Genomic DNA, 24,998 nt, shown 5'->3' with positions numbered 1-24,998 from the left:
TGCCGGGGGTCCCCAAGGACCCTACGAGCCACGTCTGCTGGGCCCTCCGCCCGGCTGCACAGGCCGCTTCATGGTGGCGCAGATCACAGCCTCGGCCATCCCGCCCAGCATGAAGACGAGCGGCGTGATTCCCGCCGAGAACAGCCCGTCACCCTCCGGGCGTCCGATGCTGAGCAGCACGATCGCCATCAGCCAGCCCACCGCGGGCGCCATGACCCCGAGCTGGGTGCCGGTCGCCCGCAGGGAGCCGTAGAAGAGTCCGGCCGTGGCGAGCAGCGCAAGCAGCAACCCACCGGGCAGCCACGCGCTTTGGACCAGCGAGCCGGCGATGCCGACAACCGCGCCGAGGACGGCGAGTCCGAGGTAGGCGGCGATCCGGCCGGGCTTCGGCGACTGGGCGAGCCAGGAACCGGGTGGGTTGTGTGAAGTCATACCGTCACCCCTGTGAAGAGATCGTGTTCGCGCTCTCCGGGCGGGGCGCCCGGTTCGCCCTGCACCAACTGGTAGTACTCCGTCGCGAAGATCGGCTGCCCCAGATCGTTGGAGAGTGCGAAGAAGGGGCCGTCCACGGCGATTTGGGTGACATGTGCACGCATCGCCGCAGTCTTCTGCTCCGCGTACGCCGTGCCGTCGATCTCGGTTGTGATCTCCGAGTCGTCGACCACGCCCGGAATGTCGTCGAGGGCAGCGATGCCCGGGAAGTCCGCGCCGCCCGCTTCGCGCAGCCGGGCGAAGCCCTCCTCGGCCACCGAGCGCGGCACCCGGTTCCAGTAGATCTTGGCGATGGCGTACGGATCACCGAGGTCACGCCGGAAGGCGGGCTCGGCGGCCAGTTCGGCGGCACGCATCGCGACCCGGTGCGCCTGGATGTGGTCCGGGTGCCCGTAGCCGCCCCAGGGGTCGTACGTCACCAGCACCTGAGGCCGCACCGAACGGATCACCTCGACGAGGTGGGGGACGGCGTCGTCCACGTCCGTGTTCCAGAACGCGCCCTCACGGTGGTTCTGCTCCACCCCCATCATCCCGGAGTCCCGGAATCGGCCGGGACCGCCGAGGAAGCGGTGGTCGCTGACTCCCAGCGCCTTCATAGCGGCGGCCAGTTCGCCGACGCGATGGGGACCCAGCCGGTCTTCGCGGTCGGGCGCGAGGTGGGCGAGGTCGGACGGGATGACCTCGCCCTCTTCACCGAGGGTGCAGGTCACCAGCGTGACCTGAGCGCCGGAGGCCGCGTACAGGGCCATCGTCGCGCCGTTGTTGATCGACTCGTCGTCCGGATGCGCATGCACCAGAAGCAGACGACGGGCGGGGAGATCCTTCATACGGGACAGCCTACGAGGCCGGACCCGCCGCGCTAGAACTTGATGCCACCGATCATCCCGGCCACGTTGGTGGTCAGTTCTGTGATGGTCGGTGCCATGGACGAGCTGGCGAGATAGAACCCCAGCAACACACAGACCGCCGCATGCCCACCCTTCAGCCCGGATTTCCGGACCAGCAGGAAGACGACGATCGCCAGCAGCACCACCGCCGAAATCGAGAGTGCCACGGCGGTTCACCTCCACAGATATTCGGTCGGGAACGGGCAGGTTGCATGTGCCAGGAGAGTCCTACCCACCTAGTGCTACGGATCATAACTATCCGTACCTCCGCATCGATCGGTGCACAGCAGCACATGGGGGCGCACGAGCGCTAGGTTCGGTGTCATGACCTCGAGGCAGCAGCTCTCCTTCCCGCGTCAGTACGCCAGGACCCAGCGCTTCACGCTGGGGGCTCCGCGTGCCTTCACCGTGTCCCCGGACGGCGCCCGCGTAGTGTTCCTACGCTCGGCGTCCGGGACCGACCGGGCCGGGCGGCTCTGGGTTCTGGACCTGGAGGGGGATGGCCGCCGGGCGCAGGAGCGGCCCGCCGCCGATCCGGAGGCGCTGCTGGGTGGTGCGGCCGAGGAGCTGTCGGCGAGCGAACGGGCCCGGCGCGAGCGCAGCCGAGAGGGGTCGTCGGGCATCGTCGGCTATGCGGTGGACCAGGCTGTGGAGTTGGCGGCGTTCGCGCTGTCGGGACGGCTGTTCACGGCCGAGCTGAGGGCCGGGACCGCGCGCGAACTGCCCGTACCGGGACCGGTGATCGACCCCCGGCCGTCGCCCGACGGGCGGCACATCGCGTATGTCGCGCAGGGCGCGCTGCGGGTGACGGGGGCGGAGGGCACCGGGGACAGGGCACTGGCCGAGCCGGAGGACGAGCACACGGCCTACGGCCTTGCGGAGTTCGTCGCGGCCGAGGACATGGGCCGCTCGCGCGGTTTCTGGTGGTCGCCGGAGTCGGACCGGCTACTGGTCGCCCGGGTCGACGAAAGGGACGTACAGCGCTGGTGGATCGCCGATCCGGCGCATCCGGACCGGGAGCCGGAGCGGGTCGCCTATCCGGCGGCCGGCACGCCCAACGCCGAGGTGCGGCTGTTCCTCGTCCCGATCGCGGAGGACCAGGGCGGGGACGGGGACCAGGGCGGGGAGTGTACGGAGGTGAGCTGGGACCGGGCCCGCTATCCGTACCTGACGCGGGTGCACTGGTCGTCCGCGGGCGCTCCGCTGCTGCTGGTGCAGTCGCGTGACCAGCGCACCCAGCTGTATCTGGTGGTGGATCCCGAGTCGGGCGCGACCCGTACGGTGCATGTCGACGAGGATCCGCTGTGGCTGGACCTCTTCCCGGGGGTGCCTGCCTGGGCGCCGGACGGGCGTCTTGTGCGCATCGCCGACGAGGGCGGCGCGCGGGTGCTCACGGTCGGCGACCGGGCGCTGACCGGGGGGCAGTTGCAGCTGCGGGCGGTGCTGGACATCGGCGAGAGCGATGTGCTGGTTTCGGCGGCGGCGGGCGAGGAGGCCGCGGAGCCGGAGACCGGCGAGATCCATGTGTACCGGGTCAACGAGCTCGGGATCGAGCGGATCTCCCAGGGCGCGGGAGTTCATTCGGCCGTGCGCTCCGGCGGGGTGACGGTGCTGGCCTCCTCGCGTACGGAGGTGAGCGGCGCGTCCGTGCAGGTGCTGCGGGACGGGAAGCAGATCGCGGTCGTCGCCTCGTATGCGGAGCAGCCGGTGCTGACGGCCCGGGTCCGGCTCTGCGAGGCGGGCAGGCACCGGATTCCGTGCGCGGTCCTGCTCCCTACGGACTACGACGAGTCGCACGGCCCGCTTCCCGTACTGCTGGATCCCTATGGCGGACCGCATGGCCAGCGTGTGCTCGCCGCACAGAATCCGCATCTCACCTCGCAGTGGTTCGCGGACCAGGGTTTCGCGGTGATCGTCGCGGACGGCCGGGGCGCTCCCGGCCGCTCCCCCGGCTGGGAGAAGGCGATCAAGCACAACTTCCCGCTCACTCTCGACGATCAGATCGAGGCGCTGCACGGGCTGGCCGGTGCCTTCCCGCTGGATCTCGACCGGGTCGCGATCCGCGGCTGGTCGTTCGGCGGCTATCTGGCCGCGATGGCGGTGCTGCGCCGTCCTGATGTCTTCCATGCGGCGGTCGCGGGCGCGCCGGTGTCGGATCAGCGGTTGTACGACACCCACTACACCGAGCGCTATCTCGGCGATCCGGCCGAACAGCCGGAGGTGTACGCCGCCAACTCCCTGGTCACGGACGACGGGTTGACGACTCCGGAGTATCCGGCGCGGCCGTTGATGATCATCCATGGTCTGGCGGACGACAATGTGGTGATGGCACACACCCTGCGGCTCTCCTCGGCACTGCTGGCCGCGGGCCGTCCGCACGAGGTGCTGCCGCTGACCGGGGTGACCCACATGACACCCCAGGAACAGATCGCGGAGAATCTGCTTCTACTCCAGGTGGACTTCCTCAAACGGTCGTTGGGGCTGCATCTCGACCCGTCCGGCGACTGAGGAGGGGGTGCGGAGCTCCCGGCTACCAGCCGGGCGGCGGGGACGAGGGGGGCGGAGGCCCGAAGCCGCCCCCGTCCTGCGGATATCCGTACCCGGCCCGGCTCTGCTGCTGCCGGTCCGGAGCGCCGCCGTCCGACGGGTCACTCGCGCCCCTGCGGAGGAGGGCGAGCAGCAGCACGGCACCCGCCGCCAGATCGAACAGCCAGGTTCCGACGAGGAGTTGATCGCGGGTCGCCAGATCGCCGAACCGGGAGAAGAGTTCGTTGCGTACGGCGATGTCCAGACCGCGCGCGCCCGAGCCCACCAGGAACACCGCGACGACCAGCCCCAGCGGCCGCGCGAAGACGGCGTGCCACAGCGCCCCGACCGCCGCGACCAGACCGAGGACCACGACCACTGCGCTCAGCCAGCCCTCCGGGGTCCCGAGCAGCGGCAGATAGACGGACTCGCCACCGGTGAACCGCTCGAGCAGGACCCTGCCGTCGAGCTCGGCCGCCAAGTGGATCTCCCAGGCGACCAGGATGCCCGCCGACGCGCCCAGCAGCAGAAAGGCGAGCACACCGACGCCTCGGGCGGGCCGGGTCGGCGTCTGATCGTGTGCGGCGTACGCCTCGGGCCGGCCGTAGGCGGCATGGGTGGCGTAGGGGTCGTCGGTGCCGTACGGGACGCCGGGAGGGCGGCGCCCCGCGACGGCCGTGATGAGCAGCCCGATACCGAGTCCGAGCGCCGCGAAGGCGCAGTACAGCGCGCGGGTGCGCAGTTCGTCGGTGGCCCGCAGATCCATCCAGGAGGCGGTGAGCACCCACAGCCCCGGCAGTCGTACGGCCAGGGTGACCACTCCGGCAGCCACCAGCGCGGCGGCCGCCACGGGCGAACGCAGGGCGGCAACGGCCACGGCGACGTACACCACGAAGAGCACCAGGTCCTCGAGGGTGGTCGTCAGCGGGGCCACGGACGGGCTGCGGCCGCTGCCCGTCCAGAAACGCCAGAGGTCGAGCGGGGCGGCGGCCGTGGTCAGATCCCGGACGATCCAGGCCCCCACGCTCAGCGCGAGCACGGCGCACAGCACCGCACCCGTGATCCGGGCCCCCCGCGTGAGAGTCACAGTGGCGATCCTGCATCGCGGTACACCCGGAGAACAAGGGCCCGGCAGAGCGGGGGCGACCGGCCGGAGCCACATGGCGAGGCCCGGCCGGTCTACGGCACCCGCACGGCCGTACGCTGCTCAGCGTGCCGCGTTCGTATATCGGAGCTGCGGCGGTCAAGTTGCCTGTGTGTTAAAGAATTTGATGGGTATGTGTCGGCCTTTGTCACTCGTGGCGGGGAAAGAACCGGCGGACTGCTAAAGGGACTTGGCAGCGGGCCCGTCCCCGTCCCCCGACCGGTCCACGCGAGCGGGCCCGTCCCCGTGACCAGGCCCACCGCCATCGTCCGGCCGGTCCCCTTCGCCGTCCCCGTCAGCCGGCTCCTGGCCCGGCACCACGTGCTTCTCCTCCGCGAAGTGGCAGGCCGAGTCGTGGTGCGCCGGGCCCTCCATCAGCCGGAACTCCGCCGGGACCGCGAGCAGCGGCACCTCCAGTTCGCATCGCTCCCGGGCCTTCCAGCAGCGCGTGCGGAAGCGGCAACCGGAGGGGATGTTCGCCGGCGACGGCACATCGCCGGAGAGGATGATCCGCTCGCGGTGCTCACGCGCCTCCGGGTCGGGCACCGGGACCGCCGACAGCAGCGCCTGGGTGTACGGGTGCGTCGGGTGGTCGTAGATCTCGGCGTCCTTGCCGATCTCCACGATCCGCCCGAGATACATCACGCCGACCCGGTCGGAGATGTGCCGGACGATCGACAGGTCATGGGCGATGAAGACATAGCTCAGGCTGAATTCGTTCTGGAGCCTGTCCAGCAGATTGATGACCTGCGCCTGGACCGAGACGTCGAGGGCCGAGACCGGTTCGTCCGCCACGATGATCTCCGGCCGGAGAGCGAGCCCCCGCGCGATACCGATGCGCTGCCGCTGCCCGCCGCTGAACTGGTGCGGATAGCGGTTGATGTATTCGGGGTTGAGCCCGACGACGTCGAGAAGATCCTGGACCTTGCGGCGCCTCTCGCCCTTGGGCGCCACCTCGGGATGGATGTCGTACGGCTCCCCGATGATGTCGCCGACCGTCATCCGCGGGTTGAGCGAGGTGTACGGATCCTGGAACACCATCTGGATATTGCGGCGTACGGCCTTGAGCGCGCGCCCGGACAGCGTGGTGACGTCCTCGCCCCTGTACCGGATCGCCCCGGCCGTGGGCTTCTCCAGCTGGACCAGCATCTTGGCGAGGGTGGACTTGCCGCAGCCCGACTCCCCCACAATGCCGAGCGTCTCACCCGCCGCGAGGTCAAGGTCGACACCGTCGACCGCCCTGACCGCGCCGACCTGCTTCTTGAAGAGGATGCCCCGGGTGAGCGGATAGTGCTTGACCAGGTCGCGCACCTCCAGGATCGCCTCGGCCTGCCCGGCCTGCCCCACCTGCTCAGTCATTGAGCGCCTCCTGCCAGAAGTGGCACGCGCTCCCGCGGTCCTCCGACACCTCGTACAGCGGCGGCGCATCGGTACGGCACACGTCCCGGGCCAGCGGGCAGCGCGGGTTGAAGGCGCAGCCCGGCGGGATGTGCATCAGATTCGGCGGCAGGCCCTTGATCGCGTACAGCTCCCGGCCCTTCTGGTCCAGGCGCGGGATCGATGCGAGCAGGCCCTTGGTGTAGGGATGCGCCGGGGCCTTGTAGATGTCGTGGACCGGGGCCGTCTCGACGATCCGCCCGGCGTACATCACCGCGATCCTGTCCGCGACGTCGGCGACCACGCCCAGGTCGTGGGTGATCAGGATGAGCCCCATGTTCAGCTCGCTCCGGAGCTTGGCCAGCAGGTCCATCACCTGGGCCTGGACGGTGACGTCCAGCGCGGTCGTCGGCTCGTCCGCGATGATCAGCGCGGGCTCCAGGGCAAGCGCCATGGCGATCATGATGCGCTGACGCATACCGCCGCTGAACTGGTGCGGGTACTGTCCGACCCGCTCCTTCGCCGCCGGGATGCCTACCCGCTCCATCAGCTCGACGGAGGTGGCCCGCGCGTCCTTCTTCGACATCCCGCGGTGGACGACGAACATCTCGCCGAGCTGGTTGCCGACGCTCAGCACCGGGTTCAGGGACGAGAGCGCGTCCTGGAAGATCATGGCCATCCGAGCCCCGCGGATCTTCCGCCGCTTCTCCTCCTTGAGCTGCAGCAGATCCTGCCCCTCGAAGAGGATCTCGCCGCCCGTGATCTTCCCCGGCGGCATGTCCAGGATGCCCATGATCGCCTGCGCGGTGACGGACTTGCCGGACCCGGACTCGCCCAGCACGGCGAGTGTCTCGCCCGCCTGCACGGTGTAGTCCACGCCGTTGACGGCCTTGGCGACCCCGTCCCGCGTACGGAACTCCACGTGCAGATCGCGCACTTCGAGCAACATGGCAGGCTCCTCAGCGCAGCTTGGGGTCGAGGGCGTCGCGGACCGCGTCGCCGAGCATGATGAACGCGAGCACGGTGACCGCCAGCGCGCCGGCGGGCCAGAGCAGCATGTGCGGGGCGTTGCGGATGTACTTGGAGGCGTCGGAGATGTCGATCCCCCAGGACACGGTCGGCGGCTTCAGACCGACGCCGAGGAACGAGAGGGTCGCCTCCAGCGAGATGTACGTACCCAGCGCGATGGTCGCCACGACGATCACCGGCGCGACGGCGTTGGGGGCGATGTGCCGCAGCAGAATCCGGGAGTTGGACGCGCCGAGCGCCCGTGCCGCCTGGACGTAGTCGTTCTGTCTGGCGGTGATGACCGAGCCGCGCGCGATACGGGAGAGCTGCGGCCAGCCCAGCAGCACCATGAAACCGATGACCGGCCAGACGGTGGAGCTGGTGACGACGGAGAGCAGGACGAGTCCGCCGAGGACGACCGGGATGCCGAAGAAGATGTCGGTGATCCGGGAGAGGACCGCGTCCCCCCCTCCGCCGAAGAAGCCGGCCAGGCCGCCGAGGACGGAGCCGAGCAGCGCCACCCCGAGCGTCGCGCAGACACCGACGGTGACCGAGGCGCGGGCACCGTAGACCGTACGCGTGTACACGTCGCAGCCCTGGGCGTTGAAGCCGAAGGGGTATCCGGGCTGGGAGCCCTGCTGGGCCTTGGACAGGTCGCACTGGAGCGGATTTCCGGAGGCGATCAGCGACGGCCAGACAGAGATGAGGACCAGAAAGATGATGATCAGCCCCGAGATGATGAAGACGGGGTTGCGCCGCAGATCGCGCCAGGCGTCGGACCACAGGCTGCGGGCCCGTCCGCCGGAGGCGGCTGACGGATCCGGCTCGGAGGGGCCTGTGCCCGGCCCGCCGGGGGTCTGCTCCAGCGTCTCTCCCTCGCTCATGGCGAGATCCAAGGCGCCGCCCGCTCCGGTCGGGGCCATCGCACCGTCTGGGTCGTGTCGCTCAGGCATACCGGATCCTCGGGTCGAGAACGGCGTAGAGAAGGTCGACCAGCAGGTTGGCCACCAGGAAGACGATGACGAGGATGGTCACGAAGCCGACGACGGTCTGGGTGTTCTGCCGCAGAATGCCCTGGTAGAGCTGGTAGCCGACGCCGTGGATGTTGAAGATTCGCTCGGTGACGATCGCACCGCCCATCAGGGCGCCCACATCGGTGCCGATGAAGGTGACCACCGGGATCAGTGAGTTGCGCAGCAGATGCCGGCTGATCACGCGGCTTCTGGGGAGGCCCTTGGCCTTCGCGGTGCGCACGTAGTCGGAGCGGGCGTTCTCGGCGATCGACGTCCGGGTCAGCCGGGTGACGTACGCCAGCGAGACCGAGGCGAGCACCAGCCCCGGCACGATCAGCTCGTCGAGCGGCGCGGCCGCGGAGACGGACGGGTCGATGATCTTCCACTCCACGCCGAGCAGCAGCTGGATCAGCAGACCGGTGACGAACGTGGGGACGGAGATGACCACCAGCGTCCCCAGCAGCACGCCGGTGTCGACCGGGCGGCCGCGCCGCAGCCCCGTGATCACCCCCAGGGTGATGCCGATGACGATCTCGAAGAAGATCGCCACGAGCGTCAGACGGATGGTGACCGGGAAGGCCGTCGCCATCAGCTCGGTGACCTCCTGGCCGTTGAAGGCCGTGCCGAAGTCACCGGAGAAGACATTGCCCATGTACGTCAGATACTGCTGCCACACCGGCTTATCGAGACCGAACTCCTTCTCCAGCTGCGCGGCGGTCGCCGGGTCGCACTGCCGGTCGCCACAGAGCCCCGCGACGGGGTCGCCCATCACGTTGACCATGAGGAAGATCAGCAGCGTGGCGCCGATGAAGACCGGGATCATCTGCAGCAGACGCCGGATCACATAACGTCCCATGAAGGGCTCCGGGGGTCGTGGGAAGGGGGAGGCCCCGGCGCGTCGGGCACGCCGGGCCGGATGCCTTCCGCCGTCAGTTGACCGTGATCTCGTTGTAGACCGGCACGCTGAAGGGGTTCAGCGCGACATTGGAGACGCGTTCCGAGTAGCCCGCGCTGCCGTTCTGGTACCAGAGCGGGATGGCCGCCATCTCGTCCCGTACGACCTCCTCGGCCTGCTGGAAGGTCTGCGTCGCCTTCGTCGCGTCCGTCTCGGCGTTGGCCTTGTCGATGAGCCGGTCGAACTTCTCATTGGTCCACTTGCCGTCGTTGGACGAGGCGTTGGTGTAGTAGAGGGGCTGCAGGAAGTTCTGGATCAGCGGGTAGTCCATCTGCCACCCGGCGCGGAACGGGCCCGGCATCTTGCTCTGGGTGATCTGGCTGCGGAAGTCGGCGAAGGTGCCGACGGGGTTGCCGGCGCACGCCCTGTCGTTGCCCAGGGCGTTGTTGATGCTGTTGCAGACCGCGTCGACCCACTCCTTGTGCGAGCCGGTGTCCGCGTTGTACGAGAGACTCAGCCGGCCGCCGGGGATGCCGCCGCCCTCGGCGATCAGCTTCTTCGCCTCGGCGGGGTTGTACTCGCAGGCGGCGCCGCAGAGCGAGTCGCTGTAGCCGCCGTCCGCACCGAGCACGGGAGAGGTCCAGTCCTTCGCGGGCGTACGGGTCTTCTGGAAGATCGTGTCGGTGATCTGCTGACGGTTGATCGCCATGGACAGGCCCGTGCGGACCTTCGCCCCTTCCGGGGTGTCCCAGGCCTTGTCGTAGTACGGGAACGCGAGAGTCTGGATGATGCCGGCGGGGGTGTTGATGTACCGGTCTCCGAGGTCGGCCCGCACGTTCTGCAGCTGCGCGGCCGGTACGTCGTCGACGAGGTCGAGGTTTCCGGCCGTCAGATCGGTGTAGGCGGTGTTGTTGTCCGTGTACACATTGAGGTCGACTCCGCCGTTCCGTGCCTTGTCCGGGCCCGGGTAGTCGTCCCATCTGCGCAGGGACATCCTGGAGCCCTTGGCGTACGAATCGACGGTGTACGGGCCGTTGCCGATGGGCTGGGAGAGCCAGGCGTCGTGGTTGTCGAAGAACGCCCCGGGCAGCGGGGCGAACGCGGCGTAGCCGAGCGTCTCGGGCCAGGTCGAGAACTTCTGGGAGAGCTTGACCGTGAAGTTCCGGGCGTCGACGACCTTGAGCCCGCTGAGGGTCTCGGCGCTGGGCTGCCCCTGCGCCGGGTGAACCTGCTCGTATCCCTCGATATAGCCGAAGAAGTACGCGTTCCGCTGGTTGTTCTTGAGGTGTGCGCCGTAGTTCCAGGCGTCCACGAAGGACTGGGCGGTGACCTTCTCGCCATTGCTGAAGGTCCAGCCGTCCTTGATGGTGACCGCGAAGTTGACCGAGTCCGAGGTCGCGATCTTCTCGGCGACCATGTCCTTGGCCTCGCCGGTCTTCGGGTCGTACCGCTTGAGGCCACGGAAGAGCATGTCGAGGACCTTGCCGCCCTGCACCTCGTTGGTGTTGGCAGGCTCCAGCGGGTTCTGCGGGTCGCCCCACGAGGAGCTCACGATGCCGTCGGCGCCGCTGCCACCGCTGCCGCCCCCGCCGCCGCAGGCCGTCGCCGCAAGGGCGACGACCAGCGCGCATACGGCCCACCTGGCGTGCGCGGCTCCGCGCATGGCATGCCTCCCATGTCCTAAATCTGACTTAGGATCACATATCACCCCATACCACGACTGGCCGCATGTCAGCCTCGGCCGTCTGGACGAGCCGGAGGATCGGCCCGCAGAGTCACCTCCCACGTGTCCACGGCGAAGTGCAGAGTCATGCCGTGGGCCTCGTACAGCCGCAGCGCGCCCGTCACGTTGCCGGTGTCCACACCCAGCCCGATGATGTCGCGGCCGCGGTCCGCGTAGGCGGCGAAGGCATGGCGCAGCAGATGGCTGCCGAGCCCGCGGGCCCGCGCCTCCTTGCGTACGCCGATGAGCGAGATCCAGCCCATGGCCTCCCGGTCGTCCCGGGTCAGCAGCACGGCCACGTCACCGGACCCGTCGAGGGAGGCGATCCACACCAGGGACCAGTCGATGCCCACGCCGAGGTCGTCGAGCCACTGCCGGTAGCTGCGCTGTTGATGGTCGTAGTGCTCGGCGAAGGTCTCCTCGGCCAGTTCATGGGCGCGCCTGCGGTCCGCCTCGTCCCGGCAGTCGCGGACGGTGAGCCCGGGCGGGAGCGCCGGAGAGGGATCGGCCGGCGGAGACAGCGGCCGGGTGAGGACGTTGTAGCGGCGCACGGCCTGCCAGCCGCGGCGGGTCAGCAGCGAAGTGTCCAGCGTGGGCCGGATGTTGAGCCGGAGGTGGACGACGGCCCGGTCGGCCCCGTTGGCCACGGCCCGCTGCACGGCACGCGCCTGCGCCAGCTCCAGGAGCTGCTCCCCCGCGTCCTGGTGCTCGGGCAGGATGTAGTGGTCGATGTCGATGCGCTCGGCCCCGGAGTCGTCCCACAGCAGCGCGTACGCGACCAGTCTTCCGTCCCAGAACCCCAGCCATGAGTCCTGCGCCAGATCGGTCTCGGGATGGGCGAGATCGCTCTGGACCGAGCTGAGATCGGTCTCCGGCCGCCCGATCTCGGCGACGTCCACCGCATTGAGCAGCCGACAGATCTCCACCGCGTCCTCGGGGACCGCGGGCCGCACTATGAGGTCATCCATCGGGCCACTCTCGGGGGCTGGGCCCCGGCGGCGCAACGCGTTTTCGCGTTCGACGGGACCCAGGTGGCAGCACGGCGGCGGCCCGGGTGACGGCTCCCCGGCGTCGAACGAGAACGCCCCGGCCGCCCATCGGGGCGGCCGGGGCGTTCTTCACGCACGTGTCAGTCGTCGGAGCCGTGCTCCTTCTCGATGGCCACGAGTGCCGGGTCGAGCACAACGTCCTCGCCGCGCGCCTCGGTCGTCGGCTCCTCCGGGAAGTGGCAGGCCGTCAGGTGGCCCTCCTTGTTCCCGGAGAGCTGCACCAGCGGCGGCTCCTCGGTCGCGCACTTGTCCTGCGCCTTCCAGCAGCGGGTGCGGAAGCGGCAGCCGGACGGCGGCATGATCGGCGAAGGCACATCGCCGGCCAGGCGGATCCGCTCCTTCCGGGCCCCGTCGATGTCCGGCTCGGGCACCGCCGAGAGCAGGGCGTGGGTGTACGGGTGACGCGGCCGGTTGTACAGCGAGTCGCGGTCCGCGACCTCGACGATCTTGCCGAGGTACATCACGGCGACACGCTGGGAGAAGTGCCGGACGATGGCCAGGTCGTGCGCGATGAAGACGAAGGCGATGCCCAGGTCGCGCTGGAGCTCCTGGAGCAGATTGATGACCTGCGCCTGGATGGAGACATCGAGCGCGGAAACCGGCTCGTCGGCGATGATCAGCTTCGGCTCGAGTGCCAGCGCGCGGGCCACGCCGATGCGCTGCCGCTGACCGCCGGAGAACTCGTGCGGGAAGCGGTTGTAGTGCTCCGGGTTCAGTCCGACGGTCTCCAGCAGTTCCCGCACCCGGGCCTCACGGCCGCCGGGCGGGTTGATCCCGTTGATCTCCATCGGTCCGGAGATGATCGTTCCGACCGTCTGCCGCGGGTTCAGCGAGGCGTACGGGTCCTGGAAGATCATCTGGATCTCGGACCTGATCGGTGCCAGCTTCTTGCGGCCGGCATGCGTGATGTCCTGGCCGCGGTACAGGATCGAGCCGCCGGTCGGCTCCATCAGCCGCGTCAGCAGCCGGCCGGTGGTGGACTTGCCGCAGCCCGACTCCCCGACCAGACCCAGGCTCTCGCCCGGGTAGACCGTCAGGTCGACCTTGTCGACGGCCTGGACCGCACCGACCGTGCGCTTGATGGGAAAGCCGCCACGGATCGGGAAATGCTTCGTCAGGCCACGCGCTTCCAGCAGCGGCTCGGTCGATGCCGGCTCGCGCTGTGCGGGAACCGCATCGGTGACGTCGGACGTCGTGTTCTTCGTGCTCATGGTCATAGCCCCAGTCGCTGGTTGATCAGCCCAGCCGGGGCTGAATCTTCTCGATGAAAACCTGCTGCTTCTGATCCGCGGTCAAGTGACATGCGGAGCCGCGCCCCTCGGGGAGAAGCGGGCGTTCGTTCGTGCAGCGGCCGCTTCCTTCGACCAGGTCGACATAGGTGCACCGCGGGTTGAACGCGCAGCCGGGAGGCGGGTTCAGCAAGCTCGGCGGCGCTCCGGGGATGGGCTGCAGCGGCTCGCTCACATCGGATGCCAGGCGGGGCATCGAGCCCAGCAGGCCCCAGGTGTACGGGTGCTGGGGCTGCTTGAGCACCTCGCGCACAGAGCCACGCTCCACCGCGCGTCCCGCATACATCACCAGCAGGTCGTCGGCGACGTTGGCCACCACACCGAGGTCGTGGGTGATCAGGACGATGGCGGAACCGAACTCCTGCTGAAGGTCCTTGAGCAGGTCGAGGATCTGGGCCTGGACCGTCACGTCGAGCGCCGTGGTGGGCTCGTCGGCGATCAGCAGTGCGGGGTTGCAGACCAGCGACATGGCGATCATCGCGCGCTGACGCATACCGCCGGAGAACTGGTGCGGGTAGTCGTCGACCCGGGTCTTGGGATCGGGGATTCCCACCTTGCCCAGCATCTCGACGGCCCGCGCGCGAGCCTCCTTCTTGCTGGCACCGGTGTGCTTCATGAACGGCTCGGAGATCTGCCGGCCGATCGTGTAGTACGGCGACAGGGCGGTCAGCGCGTCCTGGAAGATCATCGCCATCTTGTTGCCACGGAGGCTCTCGAGCTGCTTGCCCGAAGCATCGGTGAGCTCTTGGCCGTCCAGCCGGATGGAGCCGGTGATGTTGGTGCTCTTCGGGTTGTGCAGGCCCAGGATGCTGAGGTTGGTCACCGACTTGCCGGAGCCCGACTCGCCGACGATGCCCAGCGTCTTGCCGCGCTCCAGCTCGAAGGAGAGCCCGTCCACGGCCTTGACGAGGCCGTCCTCGGTGGAGAACTGGACACGCAGGTCGCGCACCGACAGAAACGCGTCGGACTCGGTCGGAGCCGGGGCGTCCTCAGTCTTGGTGAGTGTGGTCACGGTCGTTCTCCTAGGCCAGACGCACGCGCGGGTCGATGACGGCGTACATGGCGTCCACGATGACATTGAAAAGGAGGATGAAGGCGGCGCTGAAGATCAGCACACCCATGGTCAGCGGAAGGTCCTTGTCGAGGACCGAGTCGCGTGCCAGCCGGCCGATTCCCGCGAGACCGAAGGTGAGTTCGGTGACCATCGCGCCGCCGAAGAGTGCACCCAGGTCGATGCCGAGGATGGTGACGATCGGAATGAGCGAACCACGCCAGGCGTAGCGGAAGAACACGAAGCGGCTGCTCATGCCCTTGGCACGGGCCGCTCTGACGTGTTCTTCCTGGAGCTGCTCGATCATCGTGGAGCGCGACATACGGGTGTAGTTGGCCGTGAAGATGACCGACATGACGATCCAGGGGATCAGCAAGCCCATGAACCAGCCGCCGATCGACTCACTGAACGGCACGTACTTCGGCTTGTCCAGCCAGCCGGTGCTGTAGACGAAGATGCCGAGCACGACCGGGCCGAGGAAGTAGATCTGCATCGACGTGAGGACCAGCGAGCCACCGCTGAAGATCTTGTCGACCGCGGTGCCCCTCTTCCACGCGGCGATCATGCCCGCGCCGAGACCGACGAACAGGAAGACCAGGAGGCCGCCGAGGGAGAGGGAGAGGGTGAGCGGGAAGCGGTCGATGATCGTGTCCCACACGGGCTGCTGGCTGTCGAAGGAGATACCGAAGCAGGGGGCCGCGCAGTGGCCGATGGCGAAGTCGCGCCCGGCGAAGATGCCGACCATGTAGTTCCAGTACTGCACCGGCACCGGCTGGTCGAGGCCGAGGTTCTTGTGGATGACTTCCAGCGCATCCGGCGTGCAGTTCTTGCCGCACGCGAGCAGGGCAGGGTCCTGCGGGATGGCGAAGAACATGAAGAACGTGATGGCACTGATCAAGACGAGGATCAGGACTGCGCCGAACGTCCGGCGAAGGAGGAATTGAAGCATGGCTGGTCGCTGCTCTCAGGACGGCGGCTGTGAGGGGGTCAGAGAGGAGAGGACCGGCCCCCCGGGGTGTGCGCTCCGCCGTGCGCACACCCCGGGGGCCGATCGATGCGTTGCTACTTCTTCAGGTACAGACGCGTGACGTCGATGTAGCTGACATCGGTGGAGTAGCGCGCACCGCCGACGTTGGAACCCTGGATCTGGAACACCTTGGTGAAGTACAGCGGGGCAGCCGGGTTGATCCGCTCCACGATGTCGTGGTGCAGCGCCGTCCAGGCCTTCTGCGCCTCAGCCGGCTCCGTGATCTTCAGGATGCGGTCGATCTCGGCGTTGACCTTGGGGTCGTTGATGTGCGAGTAGACCGAGGAACCGTCCTGCAGCTGCTTGCCGTCGAACAGCGGCGGGATGACCGTGGACGCGGACGGCCAGTCCTGGCCCCAGCCGGTCATGTAGAGGTCCAGACCGTTCTTGACCTTGCCGACCTGCTCGTACCAGGTGGCGCTGTCGATCTCCTTCTTCTGGACGTCCAGACCGATCTTCTCCAGCGCCGTCTCGATGACGACCGACTGCTGCTGGCGGACCGGGGTGTTGGCGTAGGCGTAGACGACCTTCTTGCCCTCGGCGCCCGCCTCCTTGATCAGCTTCTTGGCCTTCTCGATGTCACCGGCCGGCTTCTTCAGCTTCTCGAAGGGGTCGTAGCCCTTCTCGTAGCCCGGAACGGTCGGGGCCATCAGACCGGTCGCGGTCTCACCGCCGTACGCACCGCCGTCGGGCTTGTAGATGTTGGCGCTGGGCATCGCGTAGGCGATGGCGTCGCGGACCTTCTTGTCCGTCATCCGGTCGAGGTTGAAGTTGAGCTGCCACACGTACGGGGCGTAGCCCTCGATGGTGCGCTTCTTCGCCTCGGCGTTCGTGACGACCTGACGCACCTGGTTGGTGGCGACCTGACCCGTGAACATCACGGCGTTCTTGGCCTCGCCGCGGTCGGACAGGATGGTCTTGGTCTGGTCGTCGTCGTCGTGGTTGTAGTCGATGTTGAAGCCATCGACGTACTGGTGACGGACCGAGTCGGACTTCGGGTCCCAGTTCGTGTTCTTGACGAGCTTCATGGTCTTGCCCGGCTTGAACTCAGCGATCTTGTACGGGCCGGTCGCGACCGGAGCCGTGTCGTACTTCTCCTTGGTGTCCGTCTTCTCGGGCACGATGGAGTAGCCGACCATGGCGAGCGCCTGCGGCAGGTCCGGCTGCGGCACCTTGAAGTTGAAGACGACCGTCTTGGCGTCCGGGGTCGACAGGACCGAGTCGGGCAGGTGCTTGCCCTTGTACGGACCGTCCGGCAGCGCCTTGCGGTACGTGGTGCCCGCGCCGGACAGCCACTGCTGGAGGTAGATCGGGCCGTCGGTGATGAACGGCGCGTACAGACGCTCGATGGTGTGGCGGACGTCGGCCGAGGTGATCTCGTTGCCGTTCTGGTCCTTGATGCCACTCTTGAGGGTGTACGTCCAGGTCTTGCCGCCGTTGGACGACTTACCGGCATCCGTGGCGATGTCGCCGACGACGGTGATCTTGCCCTTGTCGTCTTCCTGGTTCTGCGTCAGGCCACGGTGCAGCAGACGGCCGAGCAGACGGCCGTCGCTGACGTAGGTCTGGGCCGGGTCCAGGTGGGAGAAGTCGTCCTCCTGGTACACGGTCATGGTGCCACCGGGGCGGGCGCCCGGAACCTCGGCGGCCGGGCCGGTGGAGGCCTTGGCGTCGCCGTAGACGACGGCCGCGGACTGTGCGGCGGCGTCCTCCTGGTTCTTGCCCTTGCCCTTGGTGTCGCTGCCGCCCTCATTGCTGCTGCAGCCGGTCAGCGCCAGGGAGCCGGCCGCCAGAGCGACGACCACTGCGCGTGTTTTGCGCGTGCCAAAGATGCTCATGGTGATGAGTACCTATCTGTCAGTAGTGATCCAACGGTGCTGCCTGGCGCATCCGGTAGGAGCCGGGGCCCGGGTGGCAGCTTTCCCCTGAGCGGACGGTCAGCGTCCGGTCTTGGGGTCGAAAGCGTCTCGGACCGAGTCGCCGAGGAGGTTGAACGCCACGACGAAAACGACCATGGCGACACCCGGGAAGAACATGTAGGCCGGATCCTGCTCGTAGATGTCCGCGCCGATGGCGAACATCCGCCCCCAGTCGGGGGTGGGTTCGACAAAGCCGACACCCACGAAGGACAGGAAGGCCACCGAAAGAATGGTGGAGGGCAGCAGAAGGGTGCCCTGAACCAGGATCGGTGTGACCAGATTCGGCAGCAGCTCCTTGCGGATGATCCGCCAGGGCGAAGCACCCGCGATCTTCGCCGCCTCGATGAACTCCCGCTCACGCAGGGAGAGCGTCGCCGCCCGGATCAGCCGGGAAAGACCCATCCACCCCAGGAACGACAGCACGATGATGATCGCGGTGGCGCGGAGGTAGGTGGGCGTCTCCTCGTCCGGCCGGACGAATGCCGACACGACGACGGGCATCGAGGCAATGAAGAACAGCTGGCTGGGGAAGCCCAGCAGGAGGTCGGTCACCCGGCCGAGCCAGTAGTCGATCTTCCCGCCGAAGTACCCACCCATGAGACCGATCACCACACCCACGACGACCATCAGAATGGTCGCCGCCAGTGCCGTGTAGATCGAGGTGCGCATGCCATAGAGCAGCTGCATGAACACATCGCGGCCGAGGTTCGGCTCGATGCCGAACCAGTGGTCGCCGGAGACGCCTCCGAACACACCGGTCGGGATGCTGAACTCATCGAGGAGCTCGATGTTGTCCTGCCCGTAAAGCGTGTACGGATCCTTGCCGTACACCATCGAGATCACCGGTGCGAGCAGGGCGATGACGAAGAAGAAGATGACGACGCACGCGGAGACGACTCCCGTGCGATCCCGCTTGAAGCGGCGCCACATCAGCTGGCTGGGCGAGAGGCCAACAGCCTTCTTGGGACCCGGAGCCCCATCCTTCGACACGTCCTCCACGCCCGAGACTCCGGACGCCACGGCGTTGTCGGTCTGTGCTGGACTGGTCACGATCGTTCGTCCCCCGCAGGGATCACTATCGCGCGCACGACCCATTCGGTGCTTATGGCACCACGCATGGGGTCCTCCTCATGAGTCCACTTGTCACTACAAGAGAGGGCCGTGATGCTCGCCACCACCCCTGACGGCGACACGTCACGTACCCAGTGTGCTCGTGAGTCGGCGCTCCCCACAGCGCATGACCCATTGACCCGAGCTCTACGCGCTCAACTATTAGCCATCACGTACGGCCCGACTACAGACTTTTGGTCTCGGTTCGATCACACCTGTCGTGTACAAGGATCGAAATCTGGACAAACCGATCAGAGATAGATGGTCGCGAAACGGACTCGTTACACATCTATCGGTCACCATGATCCGGATTGCGAACGCCTGGCCGGAGAAAACCACTTGCCTACTCGGATTCGGCCAGGATCGCCACGGGGCAACATTTACGCTTTGTCAACTACCCCCACAGAACCCTGAATTAAAGGCAAAGGCCCGGCTCCCCCACCGAAGTGAGGGCAGCCGGGCCGATGTGCAACCAGGTTACGAGGCGTCAGCTGCGCTTGGCGCGGGACGCGGTGCGGCCGCGCTCCTTCTGGTCCAGAACGACCTTGCGGATACGGACCGTCTCCGGGGTCACCTCGATGCACTCGTCCTCGCGGCAGAACTCCAGGGACTGCTCAAGCGACAGCTTCCGGGCCGGCACCACGTTCTCGGTGGTGTCCGCGGAGGCGGCACGCATGTTGGTGAGCTTCTTCTCCTTGGTGATGTTCACGTCCATGTCGTCGGCGCGCGAGTTCTCGCCGACGATCATGCCCTCGTACACCTCGGTACCGGCCTCGGTGAAGATGACACCGCGCTCCTGGAGGTTGACCATCGCGAACGGCGTCACCGAACCGGAGCGGTCCGCCACCAGCGAGCCGTTGTGACGGGTGCGCAGCTCGCCGAACCACGGCTCGTGGCCCTCGAAGATGGAGTGCGCGATGCCGGTGCCGCGGGTCTGCGTCAGGAACTCCGTACGGAAGCCGATCAGGCCACGCGAGGGGACGATCCACTCCATGCGGATCCAGCCCGAGCCGTGGTTGGTCATCGTCTCCATGCGGCCCTTGCGGGTCGCCATCAGCTGCGTGATGGCGCCGAGGTGCTCCTCGGGGGAGTCGATCGTCATGCGCTCGATCGGCTCGTGCGTCTTGCCGTCGATCTGCTTGGTGACGACCTCGGGCTTGCCGACGGTCAGCTCGAAGCCCTCACGGCGCATCTGCTCGACCAGGATCGCCAGCGCGAGCTCACCACGGCCCTGGACCTCCCAGGCGTCGGGGCGCTCGGTGTCCAGGACGCGGAGCGAGACGTTACCGATGAGCTCGCGGTCCAGACGGTCCTTCACCTGGCGGGCGGTGACCTTGTGGCCCTTGCCGCCCTTGCCGACCAGCGGCGAGGTGTTCGTACCGATGGTCATCGAGATCGCGGGCTCGTCGACCGTGATCAGCGGGAGCGCGATCGGGTTCTCGGGGTCGGCCAGAGTCTCGCCGATCATGATGTCCGGGAATCCGGCGACCGCGCAGATGTCGCCCGGGCCCGCCTTCTCGGCCGGCTTGCGGGTGAGCGCCTCGGTCATCATCAGCTCGGTGATGCGGACGTTGGACTTCGTGCCGTCACGCTTGATCCACGTGACGGTCTGGCCCTTCTTCAGCTCACCCTGCTCGACACGGCAGAGCGCGATACGGCCGAGGAAGTTGTCGGCATCCAGGTTGGTGACGTGGGCCTGGAGCGGCGCGGACTCGTCGTACTCGGGGGCCGGGACGTGCGCGAGGATCGTGGAGAAGAACGGCTCCAGGTTCTCGCTGTCGGCCGGGACGGTGCCGTCCTCCGGCTTGGTCAGCGAGGCGACGCCGTCACGCGCACAGGCGTAGACGATCGGGAACTCGATCTGCTCCTCGGTCGCGTCCAGGTCCAGGAACAGGTCGTACGTCTCGTCGACGACCTCGGCGATCCGGGAGTCCGGGCGGTCCGTCTTGTTGATGCACAGGATGACCGGCATCTTCGCGGCCAGCGCCTTGCGCAGCACGAAGCGGGTCTGGGGCAGCGGCCCCTCGGAGGCGTCGACCAGGAGAACGACCGCGTCCACCATCGACAGACCGCGCTCCACCTCGCCACCGAAGTCGGCGTGGCCGGGGGTGTCGATGATGTTGATGGTGACGGGGACGCCGCCGGCCTTCGGGTGGTACTTGACCGCGGTGTTCTTGGCCAGGATCGTGATGCCCTTCTCACGCTCCAGGTCGTTCGAGTCCATCATGCGGTCGTCGAGGTGTTCGGCGGCGTGCGCCGCGAATGCGCCGGCCTGCTTCAGCATGGCGTCGACCAGGGTGGTCTTGCCGTGGTCGACGTGGGCGACGATGGCAACGTTACGGATGTCGTGGCGCGTGGGCATGCTGGCTGGCGCTTCTCTCGATCGTGGGATGCGGCGTTTTTTCCTCGTACGCCCGCCGGGCGGACACGCCACGGCTATGTCCCATGGTACGGGGCTGCCGCGCCGGGGGCTTCCCGGGCCGATCGGGAGGGCCCCGCAGGAGTGCGGAGAGGTTGCGCAGAGGTGCGGACGAGGCAGCCGTGATGCAGCCGGGATACGAAAAGCCTGGGTCAAGGTCAGGCATGATCCTGCCCGCCGGCGATACCGGCGGGCAAGCGACTTGAGCCAGTTCTGAGGTTCTGACCTGCTACTTCTTCCCTGCTACTTCTTCGCAGACTTGGCAGGTCGGGCCTTCTTGAACCCGATGTCCTGGTAGCGGGGGGCCGCAAAGCCGAATGCTCCCGCGTTGGCCACTTTGGGCTTGACCGCGATCAGCTCGGGACGCTGGTAGAGCGGGATGGATCCGGCCGCGGCCCAGATCCGGGCATCCGCCCGGCGCACCAGATCACGGGCGGCGTTCTCGTCCAGCTCTGCGACGGCCTGGTCGAAGAGCTGGTCGATGTAGTCCGTACCGACGCGGGTGTAGTTCTGCTCCACCAGCAGGGAGCCGTCGGTGGCGGGCCGGGGCTTGGCGAAGATGGGCCGGGCGTCGGTCGCCGGGAAGGCGGTGCCGGGCCAGGAGTACAGCGCCAGGTCGTAGTCGCCCGAGGCGATGTGGTCCTTGAAGAAGCTCTCGTCGGAGACCTTGGTGATCTCGGTCTGGACCCCGATGCCGTCGAGCATCCGCGAGATCTTGTCGCCGACCGTGCGCAGCGCCTCGGAGCCGGGGCCCGAGGGGAGCACGAAGCGCAGGGTGAGGGGCTTGCCGTCCTTGCCGAGCGGGCCGCTCACGCGGGCGGGGGCCGCAGTGCCGCGCGGGGACACGCGGGCGGGGGCCGCGGTGCCGCGCGGGGCATAGGCGCCGGCCATGCCGCCCTTCTGCCCGTCGACCCTGGTCCAGGACTCGGAGCCGTTCTCGTCGTCGACCGCATGGGACTGACGCTGCAGGGCCAGGCCCTGGAGGGCCGCGGAGGAGGCGGGCGCGAGGATGTGCGTACCGCTGGTGCCGGACCCGGGGCCGTTGCCGCCGTCGGCGGGCTTGTCGTCGCCGACGATGTACGTCCCCTCGTCGGACGCGGTGTCCCTTGCTTCCTTCTTCGCCTCCTTCTTCTTCTCTTCCTTCTTTTCCTTCTTCTTTTCGGGCTGGTCAGCCTTCTGGGACGGCTGCGCCGAGGGCTCGGCCCTGCCGCCGTCGGCGTCACTGCCCGCCTTGGCCGGAACGGCGTTCTTGCGGGCCCCGCCGGGCGTCCAGCCCGCGGCCGCCAGCAGCGCCTGCGCCTCCTGGGTGCTCTGCTCACCGAGCGCGGAGCTGTTGTCCGTGTACGCCGACTGGCCGGCCAGTGCCAGATGGCTGCCGGGAGGTGCGGCGGGCAGCCCGAGCGGGGTCAGTACGGCCTCGGCGAGCTCCTTGCGGTCCAGGGCGCGCGCCACGGCACGGCGCACCCGGTCGTCGGAGAGCGGGCCGGACTCACCATTGAGCGCGAGCTGGGTGTACGCGGGCTCCAGCGACTTGCGGACCACATAGCTGCGCAGGGCCGTCTGCTCCTCGGCGTACGCCTTGGCCGCCGCGGCCCTCTCCTCGCGGGCCTGCTGCGCGGCCTCGGCCTTCTCCTTGTCGGAGCCGTGGGCCAGCGCCCAGTTCTTGAGCGCGGCGGAGGGAGTGAGCGTCGCGCCCGGACCGTGGGTGAGCGGCTCGCCGCCGACCCCCGCGTCCCGAGTCGCGAGGGCGATACGGTCCGCCGCCTTCCGGTCGATCTCCGCGAGGTCGAGGCGGCCCTCGGCGAGCGCGACGGCACGCTCGTCGCGCGGCACGGCGGTCAGTACCAGGCTCTCCAGCTTGGCCCGCTGCCCCCACCAGCGCGGGTTGCGTACGAGCGTGGCCGTCCCCGCCTTGCTGTCGATCGGCCCCAGCTGGAAGGGGCCGGCCATCACCTTGAGCTCGGAGCGGGCCCCGTCGTTGAAGGTGGCCGGGGTCCCGGTCACCTCTTTGGGATAGAGCGGGGAGAAGAGGGACTGCCAGTCCGCGTAGGGCTTGTTGAAGGTGACCTTGACCTCGAGGTCGTCGGCGCCGCGCTCGATCTTCTCGATGCGCTCGTAGCCGGCGTTGCGGGCGGTCCAGTACGCGGTGTTCTTGCCGCTCAGGGCACGCCACTGGCCCAGGAAGTCGGGTGCGCCGATCTCTCGGCCGTCGCTCCACACCGCCTGCTGGTTGAGCTTGTAGAGCACGACCTGCTTGGGCTCGCGCTCGACGATCTCGGCGCTTTCGAGGTAATCGGCGTTGCGCTGCGGACGGCCGGTCTCGTCGAGCGTGAAGAGGGAGGGCAGCACGGCGCCGGCGATGCGGGCCGTGGCGGCGTCCGCATCGGCCTGGAAGGCATTGAGGGTGGTGGGCATCGCGTCGATCGCCCAGCGCAGCGAACCCCCCGCTGCCACCAGGTCCCGCGGGGTGGGAGCGATGTCCTGGGCCGCCGCCTTGGCGTCGCTCTCACCGTCGTCGGAGCTGCATCCCGCCAGGACGGGCAGCACCAGCACCCCGCCGGCGAGGAGCGCGACGTAGCGGAGCGTTCGGGAGCATGTCCTCCCGCGTGGCGCGTCGACCTGGGACATGACTTGTACCTCTTCGTTCCGTTTTGTTGAATTTAGAGATGATCACACCGATTCCCTCTACTGAAGTGGACGGAACGCGCGAGACGGTGGAGACACGACGAGGCCCGGCCGGAAGGCCACCCGTGCGGCCCAACGCCAGAACCCGCATAACGTCACCAAAAGGGAGAAACTGAAGGGAGTGAGGTACGAACCACAAGGGGCGCGCTGGAAGCGCATGCGCCGGGAATCCCTGCACGTCCCTTCACAAGCGGGGACGTGACGCGCGACACTCGCAGGCGCATGAGCGATGCCACCGCACCCTGCGGAAGTGAGGGCAAGTCATGTCCCAGCCGGAAGACCTGACCGCAATCCAGCGCCGCCTCGACGAACTCGTCGATCGCGTCGGACAGCTGGAGCGGACCGTGGATCAGCTGCGCAGCGGCCCGGCCACGCGCGGAGAACGAAAGACGCCCGGCCACCACGAGCTGGTCACCATCCCCGACACCCCGTACAACAGCGCGCTGTGGACGGACTCGGACGACGAGGGCCTCGGCGCAAGCGACCGGCACGCTCCCTGACCGGCCCGGCCCGTAGGCAGACCGGAGCCATACCCCGAATCCACTCCATACGGAGCCTTCGTTGGCCACAGGTACCGAACCACCACAAATCAATACAGGCGTACACGGCGTCTCGCGCGCCGCCATCAGCCCCCGCCATCTGCGGACGGACCGCTGGTGGATCGCCCCGGCCATGACCGCCGGCGGGCTGCTCGCCTTCATCGTCTACTCGACCTGGCGGGCGTTCGCGAACGCCGACTACTACGCGGCGCCGTATGTCTCGCCGTTCTACTCGCCCTGCCTGGCGGAGAACTGCGCGCCGATGCGGGGCGGACCCAACTGGGAGATCTTCGGCAGCTGGTGGGGCCTGTCCCCCGCACTGCTGATCCTGATCTTCCCGCTGGGCTTCCGGCTGACCTGCTACTACTACCGCAAGGCCTACTACCGGGGCTTCTGGGCCTCGCCCCCGGCCTGCGCGGTCGCCGAACCCCACAAGAATTACACCGGCGAGACCCGCTTCCCGCTGATCCTGCAGAACATCCACCGGTACTTCTTCTACGCGGCGATCCCGGTCGCCGCAATCCTCACGTACGACACCGTGCTCGCCTTTCGCGACGAGCACTACGAGTGGGGCCACATGGGCCTCGGCACCCTCGTCCTCCTGGTCAACATCGTGCTGATCTGGGCGTACACCATCTCCTGCCACTCCTGCCGGCACATCATCGGCGGCCGGCTGAAGCACTTCTCCAAACACCCGGTGCGCTACCGCCTGTGGGGCTGGGTCGGCAAGCTGAATGACCGCCACATGCTGCTCGCATGGGCATCGTTGATCAGCGTCGCGCTCGCCGACTTCTACGTCTATCTCCTCGCGTCCGGTGCCTTCGACGATCCGAGGTTCTTCTGAC

The 24,998-nt window shown here is 68.0% G+C and carries 20 protein-coding genes; 3 read left to right on the top strand and 17 right to left on the bottom strand.

Annotation, left to right across the window (positions count from 1 at the left end; translation table 11 throughout):
- Positions 1-21: 21 nt before the first annotated feature.
- The 3 genes from OG883_RS04485 to OG883_RS04475 are packed head-to-tail and all read right to left on the bottom strand — an operon-like array spanning position 22 to position 1,546.
- Positions 22-432, bottom strand: a complete 411-nt coding sequence (locus tag OG883_RS04485) for a DUF6113 family protein (RefSeq protein ID WP_266535305.1) — start codon at positions 430-432, stop codon at positions 22-24.
- Entirely contained in the window at positions 429-1,319 is an 891-nt protein-coding gene (gene mshB, locus OG883_RS04480; RefSeq protein ID WP_266535302.1) for an N-acetyl-1-D-myo-inositol-2-amino-2-deoxy-alpha-D-glucopyranoside deacetylase, read from the bottom strand. The genes OG883_RS04485 and mshB overlap by 4 nt, the downstream gene beginning before the upstream one ends.
- A 32-nt stretch (positions 1,320-1,351) precedes the next feature.
- Positions 1,352-1,546 carry a hypothetical protein gene (locus OG883_RS04475; RefSeq protein ID WP_266535298.1) on the bottom strand — a complete coding sequence of 65 codons (195 nt, stop codon included), beginning with the start codon at positions 1,544-1,546 and terminating at the stop codon, positions 1,352-1,354.
- A 157-nt stretch (positions 1,547-1,703) separates the two neighbouring features.
- Between OG883_RS04475 and OG883_RS04470 the strand changes: the two genes are divergently transcribed.
- Positions 1,704-3,887 carry a prolyl oligopeptidase family serine peptidase gene (locus OG883_RS04470; RefSeq protein ID WP_266535296.1) on the top strand — a complete coding sequence of 728 codons (2,184 nt, stop codon included), beginning with the start codon at positions 1,704-1,706 and terminating at the stop codon, positions 3,885-3,887.
- A 22-nt stretch (positions 3,888-3,909) separates the two neighbouring features.
- Here the strand turns inward: OG883_RS04470 and OG883_RS04465 are convergent, their stop codons facing one another.
- The 14 genes from OG883_RS04465 to OG883_RS04400 form a co-directional block, all read right to left on the bottom strand.
- Positions 3,910-4,992 (bottom strand): hypothetical protein, encoded by a 1,083-nt coding sequence (locus OG883_RS04465; RefSeq protein WP_266535295.1) that lies wholly within the window; start codon positions 4,990-4,992, stop codon positions 3,910-3,912.
- 237 nt (positions 4,993-5,229) lie between these two features.
- Complete coding sequence (locus tag OG883_RS04460) at positions 5,230-6,408, bottom strand: ABC transporter ATP-binding protein (protein ID WP_266535294.1); 1,179 nt, start codon at positions 6,406-6,408, stop codon at positions 5,230-5,232.
- Positions 6,401-7,375 carry an ABC transporter ATP-binding protein gene (locus OG883_RS04455; RefSeq protein WP_266535292.1) on the bottom strand — a complete coding sequence of 325 codons (975 nt, stop codon included), beginning with the start codon at positions 7,373-7,375 and terminating at the stop codon, positions 6,401-6,403. Before OG883_RS04455 ends, OG883_RS04460 begins: the two co-directional genes overlap by 8 nt.
- Positions 7,376-7,385: 10 nt before the next feature.
- The gene (locus OG883_RS04450) at positions 7,386-8,387 is read right to left on the bottom strand and encodes an ABC transporter permease (protein WP_266535289.1); all 1,002 of its coding nucleotides are present in this window, start codon (positions 8,385-8,387) and stop codon (positions 7,386-7,388) included.
- Positions 8,380-9,303, bottom strand: coding sequence for an ABC transporter permease (locus OG883_RS04445; RefSeq protein WP_266535286.1), 924 nt, complete (start codon positions 9,301-9,303; stop codon positions 8,380-8,382). Before OG883_RS04445 ends, OG883_RS04450 begins: the two co-directional genes overlap by 8 nt.
- Before the next feature lie 73 nt (positions 9,304-9,376).
- Entirely contained in the window at positions 9,377-11,005 is a 1,629-nt protein-coding gene (locus OG883_RS04440) for an ABC transporter substrate-binding protein (RefSeq protein ID WP_266535277.1), read from the bottom strand.
- Positions 11,006-11,073: 68 nt separating this feature from the next.
- Complete coding sequence (locus tag OG883_RS04435) at positions 11,074-12,033, bottom strand: GNAT family N-acetyltransferase (RefSeq protein ID WP_266535274.1); 960 nt, start codon at positions 12,031-12,033, stop codon at positions 11,074-11,076.
- Positions 12,034-12,194: 161 nt separating this feature from the next.
- Entirely contained in the window at positions 12,195-13,331 is a 1,137-nt protein-coding gene (locus tag OG883_RS04430; RefSeq protein WP_266535271.1) for an ABC transporter ATP-binding protein, read from the bottom strand.
- Between the two features lie 19 nt (positions 13,332-13,350).
- Positions 13,351-14,415 carry an ABC transporter ATP-binding protein gene (locus OG883_RS04425; RefSeq protein WP_266535268.1) on the bottom strand — a complete coding sequence of 355 codons (1,065 nt, stop codon included), beginning with the start codon at positions 14,413-14,415 and terminating at the stop codon, positions 13,351-13,353.
- Between the two features lie 10 nt (positions 14,416-14,425).
- Positions 14,426-15,403 (bottom strand): ABC transporter permease, encoded by a 978-nt coding sequence (locus OG883_RS04420; RefSeq protein WP_266535266.1) that lies wholly within the window; start codon positions 15,401-15,403, stop codon positions 14,426-14,428.
- Between the two features lie 113 nt (positions 15,404-15,516).
- Positions 15,517-17,319, bottom strand: a complete 1,803-nt coding sequence (locus OG883_RS04415; protein WP_266535263.1) for an ABC transporter substrate-binding protein — start codon at positions 17,317-17,319, stop codon at positions 15,517-15,519.
- A 99-nt stretch (positions 17,320-17,418) separates the two neighbouring features.
- Positions 17,419-18,450: an ABC transporter permease gene (locus OG883_RS04410; protein ID WP_266535261.1), complete on the bottom strand. Its 1,032-nt coding sequence runs from the start codon at positions 18,448-18,450 to the stop codon at positions 17,419-17,421.
- Positions 18,451-18,997: 547 nt separating this feature from the next.
- The gene (typA, locus tag OG883_RS04405) at positions 18,998-20,872 is read right to left on the bottom strand and encodes a translational GTPase TypA (protein ID WP_266535258.1); all 1,875 of its coding nucleotides are present in this window, start codon (positions 20,870-20,872) and stop codon (positions 18,998-19,000) included.
- Positions 20,873-21,172: 300 nt separating this feature from the next.
- A complete protein-coding gene (locus OG883_RS04400) occupies positions 21,173-23,557 on the bottom strand; it encodes an ABC transporter family substrate-binding protein (protein WP_266535254.1) in 2,385 nt (794 codons plus the stop codon).
- A 320-nt stretch (positions 23,558-23,877) separates the two neighbouring features.
- Here OG883_RS04400 and OG883_RS04395 point away from each other — a divergent pair, with 320 nt between their 5' ends.
- Together OG883_RS04395 and OG883_RS04390 are read left to right on the top strand one after the other, a co-directional pair.
- Positions 23,878-24,114 carry a hypothetical protein gene (locus tag OG883_RS04395; protein WP_266535251.1) on the top strand — a complete coding sequence of 79 codons (237 nt, stop codon included), beginning with the start codon at positions 23,878-23,880 and terminating at the stop codon, positions 24,112-24,114.
- Positions 24,115-24,175: 61 nt separating this feature from the next.
- Positions 24,176-24,997 (top strand): hypothetical protein, encoded by an 822-nt coding sequence (locus tag OG883_RS04390; RefSeq protein WP_266535248.1) that lies wholly within the window; start codon positions 24,176-24,178, stop codon positions 24,995-24,997.
- The last annotated feature ends 1 nt before the right edge of the window (position 24,998 follow it).

Origin of the sequence: Streptomyces sp. NBC_01142 (assembly GCF_026341125.1) — a bacterium.
In the GTDB taxonomy this organism is placed as follows: Bacteria; Actinomycetota; Actinomycetes; order Streptomycetales; family Streptomycetaceae; genus Streptomyces.
Note: the sequence above shows the minus strand (reverse complement) of the source record. Positions and strands in the feature narration are given on the sequence as shown.

What these genes read in the sequence shown, in the direction of transcription:
- typA (WP_266535258.1), bottom strand. Translation starts at nt 20,872, where the DNA reads ATGCCCACGCGCCACGACATCCGTAACGTTGCCATCGTCGCCCACGTC.
- OG883_RS04435 (WP_266535274.1), bottom strand. Translation starts at nt 12,033, where the DNA reads ATGGATGACCTCATAGTGCGGCCCGCGGTCCCCGAGGACGCGGTGGAG.
- OG883_RS04415 (WP_266535263.1), bottom strand. Translation starts at nt 17,319, where the DNA reads ATGAGCATCTTTGGCACGCGCAAAACACGCGCAGTGGTCGTCGCTCTG.
- OG883_RS04440 (WP_266535277.1), bottom strand. Translation starts at nt 11,005, where the DNA reads ATGCGCGGAGCCGCGCACGCCAGGTGGGCCGTATGCGCGCTGGTCGTC.
- OG883_RS04395 (WP_266535251.1), top strand. Translation starts at nt 23,878, where the DNA reads ATGTCCCAGCCGGAAGACCTGACCGCAATCCAGCGCCGCCTCGACGAA.
- OG883_RS04460 (WP_266535294.1), bottom strand. Translation starts at nt 6,408, where the DNA reads ATGACTGAGCAGGTGGGGCAGGCCGGGCAGGCCGAGGCGATCCTGGAG.
- mshB (WP_266535302.1), bottom strand. Translation starts at nt 1,319, where the DNA reads ATGAAGGATCTCCCCGCCCGTCGTCTGCTTCTGGTGCATGCGCATCCG.
- OG883_RS04400 (WP_266535254.1), bottom strand. Translation starts at nt 23,557, where the DNA reads ATGTCCCAGGTCGACGCGCCACGCGGGAGGACATGCTCCCGAACGCTC.
- OG883_RS04430 (WP_266535271.1), bottom strand. Translation starts at nt 13,331, where the DNA reads ATGACCATGAGCACGAAGAACACGACGTCCGACGTCACCGATGCGGTT.
- OG883_RS04420 (WP_266535266.1), bottom strand. Translation starts at nt 15,403, where the DNA reads ATGCTTCAATTCCTCCTTCGCCGGACGTTCGGCGCAGTCCTGATCCTC.
- OG883_RS04445 (WP_266535286.1), bottom strand. Translation starts at nt 9,303, where the DNA reads ATGGGACGTTATGTGATCCGGCGTCTGCTGCAGATGATCCCGGTCTTC.
- OG883_RS04455 (WP_266535292.1), bottom strand. Translation starts at nt 7,375, where the DNA reads ATGTTGCTCGAAGTGCGCGATCTGCACGTGGAGTTCCGTACGCGGGAC.
- OG883_RS04450 (WP_266535289.1), bottom strand. Translation starts at nt 8,387, where the DNA reads ATGCCTGAGCGACACGACCCAGACGGTGCGATGGCCCCGACCGGAGCG.
- OG883_RS04485 (WP_266535305.1), bottom strand. Translation starts at nt 432, where the DNA reads ATGACTTCACACAACCCACCCGGTTCCTGGCTCGCCCAGTCGCCGAAG.
- OG883_RS04470 (WP_266535296.1), top strand. Translation starts at nt 1,704, where the DNA reads ATGACCTCGAGGCAGCAGCTCTCCTTCCCGCGTCAGTACGCCAGGACC.